The organism is Kushneria marisflavi, assembly GCF_002157205.1.
Classification (GTDB): domain Bacteria; phylum Pseudomonadota; class Gammaproteobacteria; order Pseudomonadales; family Halomonadaceae; genus Kushneria; species Kushneria marisflavi.
On record NZ_CP021358.1, the window covers coordinates 1839582 to 1855416 of the forward strand.

Below are 15835 nucleotides of genomic sequence, written 5' to 3' on the forward strand. Positions count from 1 at the left end.
TATTGATGACCATTTTGATATCAATTTGATAACGAGCCACGCCTCATGGGGACTCTGCCGGAAGACTGGTTTTTCAGGTCAAGACTAAAGTTGCGTCATCTGCAGCTGTTCGTGGCCCTTGGCGAGCAGGGCAATCTGCACCGCAGCGCCGAAATGCTGGGCATCAGCCAGCCGGCGGCTTCGAGGCTTCTGATCGAGCTGGAGGAGCGACTGGGCACGGCGCTATTCGAACGCCACGGCCGCGGGCTCTCCCCCAACCTCTACGGCGAGCTGATGATTCGTCGTGCCCGAACCATCATCGACGAGCTCGAGCGCGCCGGCGAGGAGTTCAACGCCATCCGCGCCGGCCATGCCGGGCTGGTCCGGGTCGGCACGGTCATGGAGCCGGCCGTGGCGCTCCTGACCCGCGCCATCGAGCAGATGCACAGCGAACGACCCAACCTTCGCATCAATGTCAATGTCGATGTCAGTCGCGCGTTAATCTCGGGTTTGATGGACGGTCATTACAATTTTGTGATCTCTCGGATTCCGGCCGGCTTTTCCGGCGAGCACTTCGTGTTCGAGGAGATCGGCGAGGAAGAGATCTGTTTCATCTGCAGCCGATCACATCCGCTGGCCGAGCAGCCGGTACCGGCGCTGTCGGCCATGGTCGACTATCCCTGGGCACTACAACCGCCCGGTACCCTGATGCGTCAGCGCGTCGATGACCTGCTGCGTCATCGCGGGCTCGAGCCGCCCCACTGGATCGTCGACACCTCGGATCTGACCACCTCGCTGGCCCTGGTCAATGCCTCCTCGTTTCTGACGGTGGCCACCCGAGGCGTGGCAGAGCTGCTATGCGACCCGCAGCGCTTTCGCATCATCTCGTCGTCCACGCGTCTGAGCGTGCAGCCCTATGGACTTGTCAGCCTGCGTCGCCAGCAGCTGCCGCCGGGGGTTGCCGCCATGATGCGCCTCTTGCGTCAGCTGATTCGCCAGCCTTCGCCCATCTAGCGCCCCAGAGCGGCGAGCGCGTGGCCGCTGACGATCAAAGTCGTTACTCTGAGGGGCTCTCCCCTGCTGACCGGAAGATTGATCATGACCACGCTTGCCCGCCGTATGGATACGATAGCCCCCTCGGCCACCATCGAAATCTCGCGCCGCGCCGCCGAGATGCGCCGTGAGGGGCTTGATATCATCTCCCTGTCCCAGGGCGAGCCCGATTTTGATACACCGCCCCACATCGCCCATGCCGGCAAGCGCGCCATTGATGAGGGCCAGACCCGCTATACCGATGTCGATGGCACTCTGGAGCTCAAGCAGGCGATCGTGGCCAAGTTCGAGCGCGACAACGCGCTGCACTACGCCACCGATCAGATCTCGGTCGGTACCGGCGGCAAGCAGGTCATTTTCAACGCCCTGTTCGCCCTGATCGATCCGGAAGACGAAGTGATCATCCCGGCCCCCTACTGGGTCTCCTATCCGGATATGGTACGCCTTGCCGGCGGCACGCCGGTCTGCCTCGAGTGTGACGTGTCGCAGGGGTTCAAGCTCACGGCCGAGCAGCTCGAGGCCGCCATCACCCCGAAAACAAAGTGCCTGATGCTCAATTCGCCCGCCAATCCGACCGGCGCCGGCTATCATCGCGAAGAGCTCGCGGCTCTGGGCGAGGTCCTGAAGCGTTATCCGCAGGTATTCGTGATCAGCGATGACATCTATGAATACCTGGCCTACGACGGCTGGGCATTCACCACGCTTGCTGCGGTGGTGCCCGAGCTTTTTGAGCGCGTTTTGACCGTCAACGGCGTCTCCAAGGGCTATGCCATGACCGGCTGGCGCATCGGCTTCGGCGGCGGTCCGAAGGACCTGATTCGTGCCATGGCGAAGCTGCAGGGACAGATGACCACCAACCCCAGCGCCATCTCCCAGGCCGCCGCGGTAGAAGCGCTCAACGGCCCCCGCGACTTTCTGGTGGAGCATCTCGAGATCTTTCGCCAGCGTCGTGACATGTGCATGGCGGCCCTCAATGCCATTGATGGGTTATCGTGTCGTGCCCCCGAAGGCGCGTTCTATCTGTTCATCAGCTGTCAGGGACTGATCAATCGCAGGACGCCGGCGGGCGAGGTGCTTGAACGCGATGTCGACGTTGCCCGCTTTCTGCTCGACACCGCGAATGTGGCCGTGGTGCCGGGCACGGCCTTTGGCATGGCGCCCTGGTTTCGTATCTCCTTTGCCGCCGCCACCGAACGCCTCGGCGAGGCGTGTGAGCGCATTGCTCAGGCCTGCAGCACGCTGACCGCCTGACGCTCACCACGCCAGGCGCGCCTCGTGACAGCAGGGCACCGGCCTTTACGGCCGGCGCCCGGTTGATAGTGATTCTCAATTCGCCATAATGGCGGGGTTCTTTCCCAACCGATTACTCAGGGCGACCACGCTTCATGGTATCCAGACTCCCCTCTCATCTTTCGCTGGCCGTGGTGCTGGCGATGACGGCCGCCATCGGCCCCTTCTCGCTTGACGCGTATCTGCCCGCCTTTCCTGCCATGGCCGAGTCGCTGGGCGTGTCCATCAGCGATGTCTCCCTGAGCGTGTCGATCTATATCTTCACCATGTCGATCGGCCAGCTCATAGGCGGACCGCTGTCCGATCAGCTCGGACGCCAGAAGATCATGTTTTCAGGGCTGATCCTCTACAGTGTGGCCAGCCTTCTGATATGGCAAAGCGAGCAGCTTGAAAGCGTGCTGGCCTTTCGTGCCCTGCAGGCCTTTGGGGCCGGCTGGACGCTGGTGTCGGTGCCGGCGCTGGTGCGCGATCGCGTTCAGGGCGTCGAGGCGGCGCGCCTGTTCAGCCTGATCGGTCTGATCATGGTGGTCGCGCCGGGGATCGCACCGACCGTGGGTGGGGCGTTGCTGAGCCTGGGTGGCTGGTCGTTCATTTTTCTGTTCCTGGCGCTTTACGCCCTGCTGGTCATTCCGCTGTTGAAAATGGTGGCGTTCAAGGAGGCCGGCAAGGCCCCCAAGGGGACACCGGGGCCGAAGGTCAATATCGTCAGGCGCTACGCCCAGGTGCTGGCCACTCGCCAGGCGCTGCCGTTTCTGTTCTGGCAGGCCGCGTCATTTTCGGTGCTGATGATCTTTGTGACCCACGCCTCCTTCATCTATCAGACCCACTTTGGCGCCAATGAGCACACTTTCGGGCTGCTGTTTGGCGCCAATGTCATCGTCATGCTTGCCGCAAACCTGACCAACCGCTCGCTGCTGGAGCGCTTTGGCTCCCGACGCATTCTGCGCGGCGCGACCTGCATTCAGGCCGCAGCGATCGTTGTGCTGGTGATCGCCAGCGTCTTCGATGCAGGCCTGTATGTCTTTTTGCCGGCGATGATGGTGAGTATCGGCATGGTCGGCGCGATTGCACCCAACATTCAGGCCTCGTTTATCGAGTATTTCGGGGTCAACAGCGGCACGGCGGCGGCCCTGCTGGGCGCCTCCCAGTTCGGGATTGCCGGCGTTGTCAGCGCGCTCTCCTCACGCCTGCCGCCCTCGGTCACGGCGGTGGTGCTGGCGATGGCCGCCTGCTCGGCGGTGAGTCTTTGGATGCTGAGGCTGTCGCTGCGTCAGGAGCGCGCCGCGGCCCAAACCTCTGAATGAATGACGCTGCATGCCCGGCTGAATCCTGTTCGCTTTTGTCGATGAGGTTCGTCGGGTATGTTCACGGCTTGATCCACTGCCTGTTGACCGGACTTCCCTGATGCCCCCTATCCTTCTGCGCCCTGCACTGCTCGCTCTGCTGGCCATGGCCCCCGTTGTTCAGGCCCATGCCACCGACACCGGGGGGCACTATCCGCTCACGCTGGACAACTGCGGCACGCAGGTCACCATTGATGCCCCGCCACAACGGGCGGTCAGCATTGGCCAGAACACCACCGAAATCCTGCTGTCGCTGGGTCTGGCCGATCGCATGGCCGCCAGTGCCGTCTGGATCAGTGACGTGCCGGAGGCGTTGAAGGCGGCCAACGATCGCGTCCCGCGCCTTTCCAGCACTATCCCGGGGTTTGAGAGCGTGCTGGGCCAGAAGCCCGACCTGGTGGCGGCGCAGTTTGAAATCGATGTCGGCCCCCAGGGGCGCATCGCCCGTCGCGAGCAGTTCACCTCGCTCGGCGTGCCGACCTATATCTCTCCTACCGACTGCGTCGGACGGGTATATGGCGGCAGCAGTAACGCGGATGGTGCCCGCACGCAGGCGTTTGACATGGCGCTGGTGTATCGCGAAATCGAGGAGCTTGCCGACATTTTCGACGTCTCCGAGCGGGGCAACGCCCTGGTCGAGACGCTGCGCGAGAGAGAGGCGCACGCCGTATCCAAAGCCGCCGGCATACCGAAGGACCTTTCCATGGTGTGGTGGTTTTCCAGTGCCCAGCTTTCGGGCGATGCCTGGGTGGCCGGAACGCTGGGCGCGCCGGGCTATATCATGAAGACACTGGGAGCACGCAATATCATCGACAGTCGTGACGAGTGGCCGGCGGTCAGCTGGGAGCGCATCGCCGCGCTGGACCCGGACGTGATCGTGCTGGGCGAGATGACGCGCCGCAACTTTCCGGCCGATGACATTAACCAAAAGATCGCGTTTCTCGAAAACGATCCGGTCACCCGCGAAATGAGTGCCGTGAAGCATCACCGCTTTATCGTGCTGGACGCTCAGGTCATGAACCCGACCCTGCGTACCGTGACGGGGCTTGAAACCGTGGCCGAAGGCTTGAGCGCGATGGGGCTGACCGAGTCGTCAGCACCAAAAGAGACCCCATGAGTCCGCTGCCCGCTCATACCCGACATCGTCAGGGGCTGCATTTGGGATTGATCGTACTGGGCCTGGGGATACTGACGCTGTCCATGGCCCTGGCGATCTCGATCGGGGAGATTCATATCCCGCTGGCCACCACTTTCAAGGCGCTGGGCAACGCTCTGGGCGTGAGTGAGTACCCACTTGACCGCATCCATGAAAGCATCATCCGTGAGTACCGCCTGAGTCGGGCGCTGGTGGCAGCCTGCTGTGGCGCGGGCCTGGCCCTGTGCGGTGCGATCCTGCAGGCCCTGTTGCGCAATCCGCTGGCCGAGCCCTATGTACTGGGCATCTCGGCCGGCGCCTCCACCGGAGCGGTCTGCATCATGGTCCTTGGCGTGGGTGGCGGCGCGGTGGGTCTGTCACTGGGCGCCTTTCTCGGCGCACTGGGGGCCTTTGCGGTTGTGCTGGCACTTTCCCGCGGCGCCTCCACCAGCCCCAACCGCATCATCCTGGCAGGCGTTGCCGGGTCACAGCTATTTAATGCGCTTACGGCCTGGGTGATCAGCACCTCGGCGAGCGCCGAACAGGTCCGCGGCATCATGTTCTGGCTGCTGGGCAACCTGGGCGGCGTTCGCTGGCCGGAGGTCACCCTGGCGCTGGCGGTAGTGCTGCCGGGTTTTGTGATCTGTCTGCTGTTTGCGCGGGCGCTGGACGCCTTTACCTTCGGCCAGGACGCCGCCGCCGCGCTTGGCATTCCGGTCGGGGCCGTGCGGCTGATCCTGTTTGCCGTAACGGCGCTCATGACTGCCACCATGGTCAGCATGGTCGGTGCCATCGGCTTTGTCGGTCTGGTGATCCCCCACGCGGCGCGCTTTATCGTTGGCACGGCCCACGTGCGACTGCTGCCGGCCTCATTATTGATCGGCGCGATCTTCATGGTGCTGGCCGACATCGTATCGCGCGTTATCCTGCCGCATCAGAGCCTGCCCATTGGCGTGGTGACCGCACTGGTCGGCGCCCCGGTCTTTGCCCTGATCCTCTACCGCGCCAGACCGCCGTTATGAGCGAAGTGAAGACTTGCTTACCCGAGACCTGCTTACCCAGCACCACTCACTTGCCCGGAGAGGTATGAGATGTCGATACAGGCCCATGGGGTAAGCTGGTCCACGGCTGGCCGTCTGATTGTCGATGACGTGAGCCTTTCGATCACACCGGATGACACCGTGGGCCTGCTTGGCCCCAACGGTTCGGGCAAGTCGTCGCTGCTGCGCCTGCTGTGTGGCCTGCGGCGTGCCAGCGAAGGGAGGATTACCTTTGATGATGCACCGATCGAGCAGCTGACCCGGCGGGACGTGTCTCGGCGTCTGGCGCTGGTCGAGCAAAATGCCACCACCGATGCCGACGTTACCGTGCTGGATGTGGTGCGCCTTGGACGCACGCCGTGGCGTTCGATGCTCAGCGGCTGGCGCGAAGAGGACAGCGCCGCCGTCGAGCAGGCCCTTGCGCAGGTGGGCATGAGTACACGACGCCATCAGAGCTGGCATACGCTTTCCGGGGGCGAGCGACAGCGCATCCACATCGCTCGTGCTCTGGCGCAGCGCCCGCAGGAGCTGTTGCTGGACGAGCCCACCAACCATCTGGATATCCAGCATCAGCTGGACATCCTCGCGCTGGTCCAGCGTCTTCCGGTCACCTGTGTCATGGCGCTGCACGATCTCAACCTCGCCGCCATGTTCTGCGATCAGCTGGTGCTATTAAAGGAAGGCCGTGTGGCTGCAGCCGGCACGCCGGAGTCAGTCCTCACTTCAGAGCGTATTCTTGACGTCTATGGCGTGCAGACCGTGATCGAGCGCTCACCGCATCACGGCGGTGTACACGTGCACTATCTGCCCCGTCGATAGACGGCCGCCTCCGCGACGATCAGACCATGTGCCTGACCCGCTGCCAGGCGTACCCCAGATGCTCACCCAGCGCTGCCACCAGAGCCTCGGTGTTGCGCTGCTCAAGTGCGGTCATGATGTGCTCATGCTCATCCACTGCCGCGGCCCACTTGTCGGGGCCCGAGTGGCCGATAAAGCGAATGCGCTTGAGCTTTGACTGCAGGGAGGCATGCACCTGCATCAACGGCTCATTGTGGGAAAGCGCCACGATGGCCGTGTGAATCTGCTGATTGGTCTTGTAATAGTCGAGTCGATTGCCCGCCTGATAGTAATCGACCATCTGATCGTGCAATTGACGTACCTCGGCCACCTCATCATCAGTGGCCCGCTCACAGGCCAGCCTTGCTGCCAGCTCCTCCAGCGAGCGAATCAGAATCAGCATGTCTTCAATATCGCGCGCTGAAAACTGACGTACCCGAGCGCCCCGCTGCGGCACCAGCTCGACCAGCCCTTCGCTGGCCAGAAAGCGCAGCGCCTCGCGCAACGGCGTACGTGACACCCCCAGCGTCTCGCACAGCGGACCTTCATAAATGCGGGCGCCCTGCTCCAGCTCGCCTTCGATAATCATGTCGCGCAGGCGATTGGTAATCGCATCGTGCAGCGAATGCCGGGAAATGGCACCGGCCGTGTCCCGAAGGTCCTGTGTCCTTGTCATGTCATGTCGTCCTCATGCCCGGGGTGGAGTCGATGGGGCCCGGGGCTTTTGTATAGCCTGGCAGTTCATCACGCCCGAATCTGCCCTCATATGCAGCGATGTGACACATCATTTCAGGCCTCGAAGGGAGAGACTCCAGGACTTATGGCCAGGGTCCGGAAGTGCATTTTGGGACCAACGTATAATGTATACATTATGCATTAGGGCGCACTCTCATCGTCAAGCAGCATTTCCTGTTCGTGACCGGTGAGAGATGACATGACCCACAATAGTTCCGCTTCTGCAGCAGACCGCCCCCTGATTGCCCTGGCCATGGGGGATCCTGCCGGTATCAGCCCGGAGCTGACGGCCCGTCTGGCCGTCGACCCGCAGGTCAACGCCGCCGCCAGACTCGTGATCATCGGGGATCGACGCGTGTTCGATGAAGGCGCCCGCACCGCAGGGCTTTCCCCCGAACTGGTCGACACCACCCTTGAGGCACTGAAGGCTGGCGCACCGGATCAGGTCGCCTTCGTGGATCTTGGCCACCTGTCGCTTGATGAGGTCGAGCAGGGCGTACCATCGCTGGCAGGCGGGACGTTCTGTTCACGCAACTTCAACGAAGCACTGGCACTGGCCGGAGACGGTCACGTCGATGCCGTCTGCTTTACGCCGTTCAACAAGCAGGCGATGCGCTACGCCAATCCTGACTACGACGATGAGATCCGGTTTGTCGCGCGCGCCATCGGCTTCAAGGGCAAGGCACGTGAATTCAATATTCTGGACAACATCTGGAATGCACGAGTGACCTCACATATTCCGCTGTCGCAGGTCGCCGCCTCCCTCAACGAAAACTCCATCCTTGAAGAGATCGCCCTGACCCAGCAGTGCCTGACGCAGTCGGGTATCGAGACACCACGCATCGCTGTGGCAGGCCTTAATCCCCATGCCGGCGATGGCGGTAATTTCGGTCGGGAAGAGATCGAGATCATTGAGCCGGCGGTCGCGAAGGCGCGTGACAGGGGCTGGGCCGTCGAGGGCCCCTTCCCGGCCGATACGGTCTTTTTGCGCGCCCCTCGAGAGGGCTATCACGCGGTGCTGACCATGTATCACGACCAGGGTCAGATCGCGATGAAGCTGATGGGCTTTGACAGTGGCGTCACCATGCTGGGCGGTTTCCCCTTCCCGGTCTGTACGCCTGCCCATGGCACCGCTTATGACATCGCAGGACAGGGGATCGCCGATATTGGCGCTTCACGTCAGGCCCTGCTGCTGGCAGCAAGGATGGCCGCTCGCCTGCAGCATGCCGCGGCCTGAGCCGGGCATTTAAACCTCGTGTCCGCCTGACGAGACAGTGACTGACCAGGCGACGCGTTAAAACGCAGTGACGCTAATCGGGAGAATCACATGAAAATTTCCGTACTGGCGGCCGGCCTGGTCGCACTGGGTCTGTCCGCACAGGGACAGGCTGCCGAATTCCCCAGCAAGACTATCGAAGTGGTCACTCACTCCGGCGCCGGTGGCGGCACGGACCTGACCGCACGCGCCATGGTCCGTGCCGTCGAGCCACTCATGGGGGCCGACATGATCGTGGTCAATCGCCCGGGCGGTGCCGGGATTGTCTCGCTGAAGTATCTCGCCGATCGTCCCAGCGATGGCTACACGCTGCTGACCTGGACCACCGGGCATGCCGTACAGCAGGCCAAGAACGGGGCAACCTCGGCCGAAGGGCTGATCCCGATCGCCCGCGCCACCAATGATCCGCAGGTACTGATGACCGCCTGTGGCAAATTCGATGATGCACAGGCCTTTATCGATGCCCAGAAGGATAAGCCACTGCGCTACGGCGTCACGCATGTGGCCAATATCGATGACGTGTCGGCCTTCATGTTTGGCAGGGCAGCCGGCATCCAGCAGCCACAGATCGTGCCGTTTGAAGGCGGGGGCGATCTCGAAACCAACCTGATCGGCGGCAACGTCGATGTGGCGGTGCTCAATTACGGAGAAGCCGCCGCGCAGATCGACGCCGGGAAAATCTGTCCGATGATCGTCATGGCCGACACGCGCCTGGCAAGCGCGCCGGATGTGGAAACCACAGCCGACCTGGGGATTGATGCCGACTATTCCACCGTACGCGGATTTGCCGTGGCCGAAGGCACCCCGCCCGAAGTGGTGGACAAGCTGCGGGCCACGCTGATGGAAGGCATGCAGGGCGAGCAGTTCGGCAATTTCCTGACCTCGGCCATGGGGCTGAGCCCGGAGACCTCCGTCGCCGATTACGAGGTCTGGGGCGAGCAGATGAATGCGGCGGTAAAGAACATGAATGCCGCACTTGTCGAGCTGGGCTATATCGAATAACCCTTTGATCGACGCTGGCACGACCGGTCCGTCGGTCGTGCCTGACAACCGATCAAAGCCCTTCTCCATCGACCGGGGCCATTTCATGCAACCTTCTCGCCTTGTTCGTCATTCGGGGCCGCTACTGGCGGCGGGACTGCTCGCCATCCTGGCCTTTGTACAGACCTATACCTTCAAGTCGGTGCCGGCCATTCTGGCCCGTGGCCTTCAGCCGGCCACCTTTCCGCGTCTGGTGACGGGGCTGATTCTGATCCTTGCCGTCATCGCCTTTATCCACGACCTCAGAAAACCGCCGGCACCGGGGGAAGCCCTGCCGAAAGTACTGTTTTCCACCACGCTGCTTTTGGTGATTTTCTCGGCGCTGCTCGCCTCGAACCTGTTTTTGATCGCGCTGATCACGGTCACGGTGGGCACGGCCCTGTTATGGGGAGAGCGGCGCGTGCTGGTACTGACGGCGCTGGCCCTGGCACCGGTCATTGCGATTGTGCTGTTTGATATCGGCCTTGAAGTCAGATTTCCACGCAGCCCGCTTTTGAACCTCTACTACGAATGGCGCTGATACCATGACTGATCTTCTGATGTCCGGGCTTTCCGCCCTTGCCGATCCGTCACTTCTGCTGCTGATTGTCATCACAACCCTGGCAGGCACCATCATTGGCGTACTACCGGGGCTGAGCGGCACGACGGGCGCGGCGCTGGCCCTGCCCTTTACGCTGACCATGGACCCGGTATCGGCGGTCGTGGTGCTGGCGACGATCTATGGCTCCTCAACGTTTGCCGGCTGTATCACGGCAATTCTGATCAATACGCCCGGCACCTCGGCCTCGGCCACGACCTGCCTGGACGGCTACCCGCTGGCCAAGAAGGGTGAAGCCGGCCGAGCCATCGGGATTGCCACCCTGTCGTCCTGCTTTGGCGGCGTGGTCAGCGTGATCTTTCTGCTGTTTGCCGCCCCCATGCTGGCCGGCATTGCCTATGAGTTCGGCCCGCCGGAATATTTCGCGCTGGCCATCTTTGGTCTGTCGATGCTGGCCACCATTGGCGGAGGATCGGCGGCCAAAAACCTGATTGCCGGCGCCTTTGGGGTGCTGCTGTCGACCGTCGGGGTGCACATGATGACCGGCACCGAGCGCTATACCTTTGGCTCCAGCGCGCTGTATGACGGCATCGGCTTTGTACCGGTCATGATCGGGCTTTTCGGTATTGCCGAGTTTCTGAGGCAGTCGACCGAACTGGGGCTCAAGCGGGAAGTGCTGGGCATGAAGGCTGCAAGACTGCCGACATGGGCCGACATTCGCCAGATCAGGAATACCGTGCTGCGCGCCACCGGCATCGGAACCTTTATCGGCGTGCTGCCAGCCGAAGGCGCCACCATCGCCTCGATGATCAGCTACAACGAGGCGCGCCGCACCTCAAAAAACCAGGACACCTTTGGCAAGGGCGCCATCGAGGGCATTGCGGCCTCGGAAGCGGCCAACAACTCGGCGGTCGGCGGCTCACTGGTGCCGACCCTGGCTCTGGGTATTCCGGGCAGCCCCACCGCAGCCATCATTCTGGCAGGGCTTCTGGCGCAGGGCGTCCAGCCGGGGCCGACACTTTTCAACGAGCAGAGCAATCTGCTCAGTGCGCTGTTTGCTGCGCTGCTGGTGGGCAATCTGCTGTTTCTGGTCATCGGACTTGGTGGCGCCCGATTCTATGCGCGCATCACGCAGATCCCGGTGCCGGTGCTCTGGCCGCTGGTCTTTTTGTTCTCGGTCATCGGGGCCTACGCCATACGACAGTCGGTATTTGATGTTTATGTGGCCATCGCCTTCGGTGCCATCGGCTTTTTAATGCAGCGTTACGGGTTCTCGGTGGTATCACTGGCCATCGGTCTGGTACTGGGCGTCATGGTCGAGCAGCGTCTGGGACAGAGCGTGGCCATGTACAACGGCAATTGGCTTTTGATGTTTACCCGCCCGATCGCGCTGGTGTTTTTTGCCCTGACCCTGCTGTCACTGTTCGGCCCGATGGTGGCCCGATGGCGCCAAAAAAGAAGGGGCGCGCATGCTGGCGTCGAGAGGCCGGCACGATCCTGAGCCCTGCCCGCTAACGGGCCATCTCATTTCCCCGCTTTTGCCCGACGTTCACCGTCGGGCATTTTTTTCACCTTACGTCCCGGGGGCAGCCCCTTCAGGACGTCACGCGATACCCGGGAGCGCCGCGCAAGACCTGCAGTCCTTGTTGCTCCTGAAGGCTCGCCCCTCATGAGCCGGCCCTTATTAAGCTGAAGAAATGGTTTCTCCCTCAAAGTAATCAGCGTCATGAAAGGCCACTTCATGACACCAACAATAAACCACGAGGATGAGCCATCTCTCCTCCTGACGTCAGGAGATCATGTGGCATGAGGGACACATCATCGGCCCCTGCCAGGCGGCCGACATTGAGGGACTTTTCCAGAACGCTGCTCCGCAGGGCCCGTAAAACGCTTACATCCCGTCTCAATGACAGGCTGTATGTGTCATTCGTCTATCGACGCGAGTTCGGCAGATTTCCGAATCTGAGCAATCCGCAGACCTTCAATGAAAAGATCTGCTGCCGGCGCTTTGATCCCGAACCGGTCTACACCTTTCTGAGCGATAAATACGCCGTTCGTGACTATGTAGCAGCCACCGTCGGTCAGCATTATCTGATCGAATGTTACGGCCACACCCAGCGGCTGACACCGAAGATGTATAAGCAGCTGCCGGAAAGCTTCGTCATGAAGGGCAATCACGGCTCCGGGTTCAATCTGCTGGTAGAGGACAAGCAGCAGTACCCGCTACAGCTGCTGGATAATATCGGCAGGCGCTGGCTGAGCGCCGACTACTACGCCGCCAGCCGTGAGTCCCACTATCGCGAGATAGAGCCCCAATTGCTGTTCGAGAAGCTGCTGCTCGACGACCAGGGCCGACCGCCCATGGACTTCAAGTTCTACTGCTTCAGGCGACCGGACCGGTATGCCCCCGAGATCTATATCGAGGTGGTACAAAACCGCTTCACCGATTTTGCCGTCGATTACTATGACGTGGACTGGAATCTGATCGAGGTGGTCCAGGACAGATTCACCACCGGACGACGAATCCCGAAACCGGAGCAGCTTGATGAGGCCCTCGAGGTGGCCAGAAAACTGTCCGAGGGCTTCGATTTTGCCCGGGTGGATCTGTATTTAACGGCGGGACGTATCTACTTCGGGGAGATCACCTTTACGCCGACCGGCGGGCTCAAGAACTTCAGAACGCCCGCACATGATCAATGGTGGGGCCAGCTGATGCAGCCTTTGCGACCGCCCGTCGACACGCCGGCCAGCCATGGGCCAATAGACATGCCCTGGCCCGACGCCGACTGAGACCGTCAGGCCCGCCAGGTGGCCAGAAGCCCGGCCACGAACACGAAAAGGCCGCCGAACAGGCGATTAAGCAGCCGCTGCTGGCGCGGTGAGCGCAACCAGCGAGCCACCAGCGTGGCCAGGCCCGCAAAGCCGCACATCACCATAATATCGATGCCGATCATGGTCACGCCCATGATGGTAAACTGGGTGACGCGCGACAGCGCCGGGTCCAGAAACTGGGGCAGCAGCGCGATCATGAAGATCGTGGCCTTGGGGTTGGTCACGTTGACCAGCACGCTCTTCCAGAAGCGCGTGAGGGCTCCCTCGCGCGGCGTGTCGTTTGATGACGACTCGATATCGACGGCCTTCTCCCGCCACTTGCTGATGCCCAGATAGATCAGATACGCCACCCCGACCCATTTGATCAGCATGAAGGCCAGCTCCGAGGACGCCAGCAGCGCCCCCAGTCCCGCACCCACGACCAGAATCTGTATGCCCAGCCCCACCTGCAGCCCGACAATGGCTGGCAGGGTTCGCCTGAGTCCATAGCGCATGCCGTTGGACATGGTGTTGATGGCGCCCGCCCCGGGCGTGATGCTGATCAGTATCGAGGCGGCCAGAAAGGCCCAGAAGAGCTCGGGGGACATGCAGGCATCCTCGTGGCAAACGAAAAGGGATCAACATGATAAGCCGAAGGGCTTGAGAGAGAAATATCGCTGGAAGCTTCACATGCCATCGTTACCCTGCTTCATTCACCCTGTCATCGACATCAATCCTGGCATAACCGACTCATCAGGGCGGCCAGTGTTTCAAGCCTTGACGAGGACAACCGCACACTTGGCCCGGCGATGCCGAAGCCGGCGCGCAGCTCGCCATCCTCAAGCCAGGGAACAGCCACGGCATTCACTCCCGGCAGGTAATTCTCTTCATCCAGGGCATAGCCACGCGCGGCAATGCGGTCAACCTCACCGACAATGCCGGGGCCAATTCGACTGGCGCGCAATGACAACAGCTGCTGTCGGAGCATTGGCATAAAAGCCAGAAAGAGCAGACCAATGGCCGAGCCTTCCATTGGCGTGCGCTCACCCTGCTGACTGGAGGCGCGCAGGATTTGAGAACTTTCAATGGCATCCAGAAAGAACACTTCATCACCAGAAGGCACCGCAAGAAACACTGTCTCACCGCTGGCCTCGGCCATGGCTTCAAGACGCGGACGCAGCCGTCGACGCAACCCACTGTCGTCACCGGCAATGCGCGCGAGATTAAGGATACGATCCCCCAGATAGTAGCGGGTGTCATTTGGCCGACGGCGTACATATCCGAGTGTTCCCAGCGTCTTGAGAATGTTGTGCGCCGTTGTGGTCTTGAGTTCGGTGGCTTCGGCAATCTGCTGCAAGCGCATATTACCGCCAGCATGGGCAATACATTCAAGAATATGGAGTGCCCGCTCGATGGACTGAATCATAAAAAATAAAACCTTTCGAAATATTCATCATTATTGAATATGAATTACAAATTTGAAAAATATTTCTTTAATACTAAATTTAACGATATTTACACCTTTTTCGTACGCGAAAATTTAGAAGAGGGTTCAACGTGACACGCTCCATAATCGCGCGCATTACCCCCCTACCCGGGAAGACGTCAGAGGTAAGGCATTACGTCGAGTCGCTTGCCTGCAGAGTACGCTCGGAAGCCGGCAACCTCCGTTTTGAAGCTCATGAGGCCACCGACGGGTCAGGCTTCGTCATCGTCGAGGAGTATCGCGACGATGAATCTTTTCAGCGTCATCTTGCCATGCCGCATACGCAACAGTTCAACGAAGCGCTCAAATCGCTTGCCGAAGGCGGCGCTTCCAGTATTACCGAGCTTGTCAAACTCGATAAGCAAAATGATTCCAATGCCGAGATTCGCGCCATTGATCACGTTGGCCTGACCGTGCCGGATGTCCGGGCTGCTTCACTGTTTTTTGCCGACGCCTTCGGCGCTCGCCACGTGTATGACGTGCTACCGCGCGATGGAGACGATATGGCGGGAGAAGGCCCGGAAAAGGAGCTCGGCCTGAGCTCCGGCACTCGCATCGTGCACATGCGGTTGATGCGCATCGGCAACGGCCCGTGTCTCGAAATCTTCCAGATGGAAAATGGTGAGCAACAGGCACCACCGCGACTGCAGGATCTCGGCCTGACCCACTTCGGACTCTATGTCGACGACATCGAGACTGCCTTACAGCGTTTCGAGGCTGCCGGCGGCGAGTTGCTGTCGCCGACCCACCCGCTGGCCGGCATCGAGAACGGGCCTCGTAACGCCGGCGTTTATGGCCGTACCCCCTGGGGAATGCTGATCGAACTTTTGACTTATCCGGACGGCATCGAATATCCCGACCGGACATCGACGCTGCGCTGGACCCCACATCCCTGAGGTATTTCGCCATGATCAAGATGACCATGCTGCTCAAACGCAACCCCAACATCAGCCATGCCGAGTTCGTGCGCCACCACATCGAAACCCACGGTCCGTTATTTCGCACTATCCCGGAGGCATCGACGCACGTGCTGCGCTATATCCAGACGCATCCATCACAGGGTGATCTGCCAGTGCCGCAGGCAGACTTCGACGGTACCGCCGAGCTCTGGTTCGACAGCATTGAGGGCATGCAGGCCGTACTGGGCTCAAAAACCTACAAGGAGAAGGTCTTCCCTGACGAGCAGACCTTTCTCGATCACGACAATACCCTGATTCTGGTCGGCGAACAGGCCGAAATCATCACCTCTTGAACACCGTTGAAGCCCCGGC

Annotated in this window: 15 protein-coding genes and 1 pseudogene; 13 read left to right on the forward strand and 3 right to left on the reverse strand. The window is 61.1% G+C overall.

Annotation, left to right across the window (positions count from 1 at the left end):
• Positions 1 to 90: 90 nt before the first annotated feature.
• The 6 genes and pseudogenes from B9H00_RS08395 to B9H00_RS08420 all read left to right on the forward strand — a co-directional run.
• Positions 91 to 993 carry a LysR family transcriptional regulator gene (locus tag B9H00_RS08395; RefSeq protein ID WP_322788243.1) on the forward strand — a complete coding sequence of 301 codons (903 nt, stop codon included), beginning with the start codon at positions 91 to 93 and terminating at the stop codon, positions 991 to 993.
• Between the two features lie 84 nt (positions 994 to 1077).
• Complete coding sequence (locus B9H00_RS08400; protein ID WP_086900280.1) at positions 1078 to 2283, forward strand: pyridoxal phosphate-dependent aminotransferase; 1206 nt, start codon at positions 1078 to 1080, stop codon at positions 2281 to 2283.
• A 134-nt stretch (positions 2284 to 2417) separates the two neighbouring features.
• Positions 2418 to 3626 carry a multidrug effflux MFS transporter gene (locus tag B9H00_RS08405; RefSeq protein WP_086900281.1) on the forward strand — a complete coding sequence of 403 codons (1209 nt, stop codon included), beginning with the start codon at positions 2418 to 2420 and terminating at the stop codon, positions 3624 to 3626.
• Between the two features lie 100 nt (positions 3627 to 3726).
• Positions 3727 to 4782: an ABC transporter substrate-binding protein gene (locus B9H00_RS08410; RefSeq protein WP_086900282.1), complete on the forward strand. Its 1056-nt coding sequence runs from the start codon at positions 3727 to 3729 to the stop codon at positions 4780 to 4782.
• 83 nt (positions 4783 to 4865) lie between these two features.
• Positions 4866 to 5822, forward strand: a complete 957-nt coding sequence (locus B9H00_RS08415) for a FecCD family ABC transporter permease (protein ID WP_236944413.1) — start codon at positions 4866 to 4868, stop codon at positions 5820 to 5822.
• Between the two features lie 105 nt (positions 5823 to 5927).
• Positions 5928 to 6659, forward strand: a pseudogene (locus tag B9H00_RS08420) (ABC transporter ATP-binding protein); the annotation flags it as partial.
• 19 nt (positions 6660 to 6678) lie between these two features.
• On the opposite strand, the gene B9H00_RS08425 reads toward B9H00_RS08420, so the two are convergent.
• Positions 6679 to 7353, reverse strand: coding sequence for a GntR family transcriptional regulator (locus B9H00_RS08425; protein ID WP_086900285.1), 675 nt, complete (start codon positions 7351 to 7353; stop codon positions 6679 to 6681).
• Positions 7354 to 7611: 258 nt separating this feature from the next.
• Here B9H00_RS08425 and B9H00_RS08430 point away from each other — a divergent pair, with 258 nt between their 5' ends.
• From B9H00_RS08430 to B9H00_RS08450, 5 genes are all read left to right on the forward strand, one after another.
• A complete protein-coding gene (locus B9H00_RS08430) occupies positions 7612 to 8649 on the forward strand; it encodes a 4-hydroxythreonine-4-phosphate dehydrogenase PdxA (RefSeq protein WP_086900286.1) in 1038 nt (345 codons plus the stop codon).
• A 90-nt stretch (positions 8650 to 8739) separates the two neighbouring features.
• Entirely contained in the window at positions 8740 to 9690 is a 951-nt protein-coding gene (locus tag B9H00_RS08435; RefSeq protein ID WP_086900287.1) for a Bug family tripartite tricarboxylate transporter substrate binding protein, read from the forward strand.
• An 85-nt stretch (positions 9691 to 9775) separates the two neighbouring features.
• On the forward strand, positions 9776 to 10249 hold the full coding sequence (locus B9H00_RS08440) for a tripartite tricarboxylate transporter TctB family protein (protein WP_086900288.1): 474 nt from the start codon (positions 9776 to 9778) through the stop codon (positions 10247 to 10249).
• 4 nt (positions 10250 to 10253) lie between these two features.
• Complete coding sequence (locus tag B9H00_RS08445; RefSeq protein ID WP_086900289.1) at positions 10254 to 11768, forward strand: tripartite tricarboxylate transporter permease; 1515 nt, start codon at positions 10254 to 10256, stop codon at positions 11766 to 11768.
• A gap of 419 nt (positions 11769 to 12187) precedes the next feature.
• The gene (locus B9H00_RS08450; RefSeq protein WP_157663202.1) at positions 12188 to 13057 is read left to right on the forward strand and encodes an ATP-grasp fold amidoligase family protein; all 870 of its coding nucleotides are present in this window, start codon (positions 12188 to 12190) and stop codon (positions 13055 to 13057) included.
• Between the two features lie 5 nt (positions 13058 to 13062).
• Here B9H00_RS08450 and rhtB read toward each other — a convergent pair whose 3' ends face one another.
• Together rhtB and B9H00_RS08460 are read right to left on the reverse strand one after the other, a co-directional pair.
• A complete protein-coding gene (gene rhtB / locus B9H00_RS08455) occupies positions 13063 to 13686 on the reverse strand; it encodes a homoserine/homoserine lactone efflux protein (RefSeq protein WP_086900291.1) in 624 nt (207 codons plus the stop codon).
• Between the two features lie 122 nt (positions 13687 to 13808).
• Positions 13809 to 14504 carry an IclR family transcriptional regulator gene (locus B9H00_RS08460; RefSeq protein ID WP_086900292.1) on the reverse strand — a complete coding sequence of 232 codons (696 nt, stop codon included), beginning with the start codon at positions 14502 to 14504 and terminating at the stop codon, positions 13809 to 13811.
• Between the two features lie 131 nt (positions 14505 to 14635).
• Here B9H00_RS08460 and B9H00_RS08465 point away from each other — a divergent pair, with 131 nt between their 5' ends.
• Both B9H00_RS08465 and B9H00_RS08470 read left to right on the forward strand, forming a co-directional pair.
• Complete coding sequence (locus tag B9H00_RS08465; RefSeq protein WP_086900293.1) at positions 14636 to 15460, forward strand: antibiotic biosynthesis monooxygenase; 825 nt, start codon at positions 14636 to 14638, stop codon at positions 15458 to 15460.
• Positions 15461 to 15471: 11 nt separating this feature from the next.
• Positions 15472 to 15816, forward strand: coding sequence for an EthD domain-containing protein (locus B9H00_RS08470; protein ID WP_086900294.1), 345 nt, complete (start codon positions 15472 to 15474; stop codon positions 15814 to 15816).
• Positions 15817 to 15835: the final 19 nt, after the last annotated feature.

What these genes read in the sequence shown, in the direction of transcription:
- B9H00_RS08400 (WP_086900280.1), top strand. Translation starts at nt 1,078, where the DNA reads ATGACCACGCTTGCCCGCCGTATGGATACGATAGCCCCCTCGGCCACC.
- B9H00_RS08405 (WP_086900281.1), top strand. Translation starts at nt 2,418, where the DNA reads ATGGTATCCAGACTCCCCTCTCATCTTTCGCTGGCCGTGGTGCTGGCG.
- B9H00_RS08410 (WP_086900282.1), top strand. Translation starts at nt 3,727, where the DNA reads ATGCCCCCTATCCTTCTGCGCCCTGCACTGCTCGCTCTGCTGGCCATG.
- B9H00_RS08415 (WP_236944413.1), top strand. Translation starts at nt 4,866, where the DNA reads ATGGCCCTGGCGATCTCGATCGGGGAGATTCATATCCCGCTGGCCACC.
- B9H00_RS08425 (WP_086900285.1), bottom strand. Translation starts at nt 7,353, where the DNA reads ATGACAAGGACACAGGACCTTCGGGACACGGCCGGTGCCATTTCCCGG.
- B9H00_RS08430 (WP_086900286.1), top strand. Translation starts at nt 7,612, where the DNA reads ATGACCCACAATAGTTCCGCTTCTGCAGCAGACCGCCCCCTGATTGCC.
- B9H00_RS08435 (WP_086900287.1), top strand. Translation starts at nt 8,740, where the DNA reads ATGAAAATTTCCGTACTGGCGGCCGGCCTGGTCGCACTGGGTCTGTCC.
- B9H00_RS08440 (WP_086900288.1), top strand. Translation starts at nt 9,776, where the DNA reads ATGCAACCTTCTCGCCTTGTTCGTCATTCGGGGCCGCTACTGGCGGCG.
- B9H00_RS08445 (WP_086900289.1), top strand. Translation starts at nt 10,254, where the DNA reads ATGACTGATCTTCTGATGTCCGGGCTTTCCGCCCTTGCCGATCCGTCA.
- rhtB (WP_086900291.1), bottom strand. Translation starts at nt 13,686, where the DNA reads ATGTCCCCCGAGCTCTTCTGGGCCTTTCTGGCCGCCTCGATACTGATC.
- B9H00_RS08460 (WP_086900292.1), bottom strand. Translation starts at nt 14,504, where the DNA reads ATGATTCAGTCCATCGAGCGGGCACTCCATATTCTTGAATGTATTGCC.
- B9H00_RS08470 (WP_086900294.1), top strand. Translation starts at nt 15,472, where the DNA reads ATGATCAAGATGACCATGCTGCTCAAACGCAACCCCAACATCAGCCAT.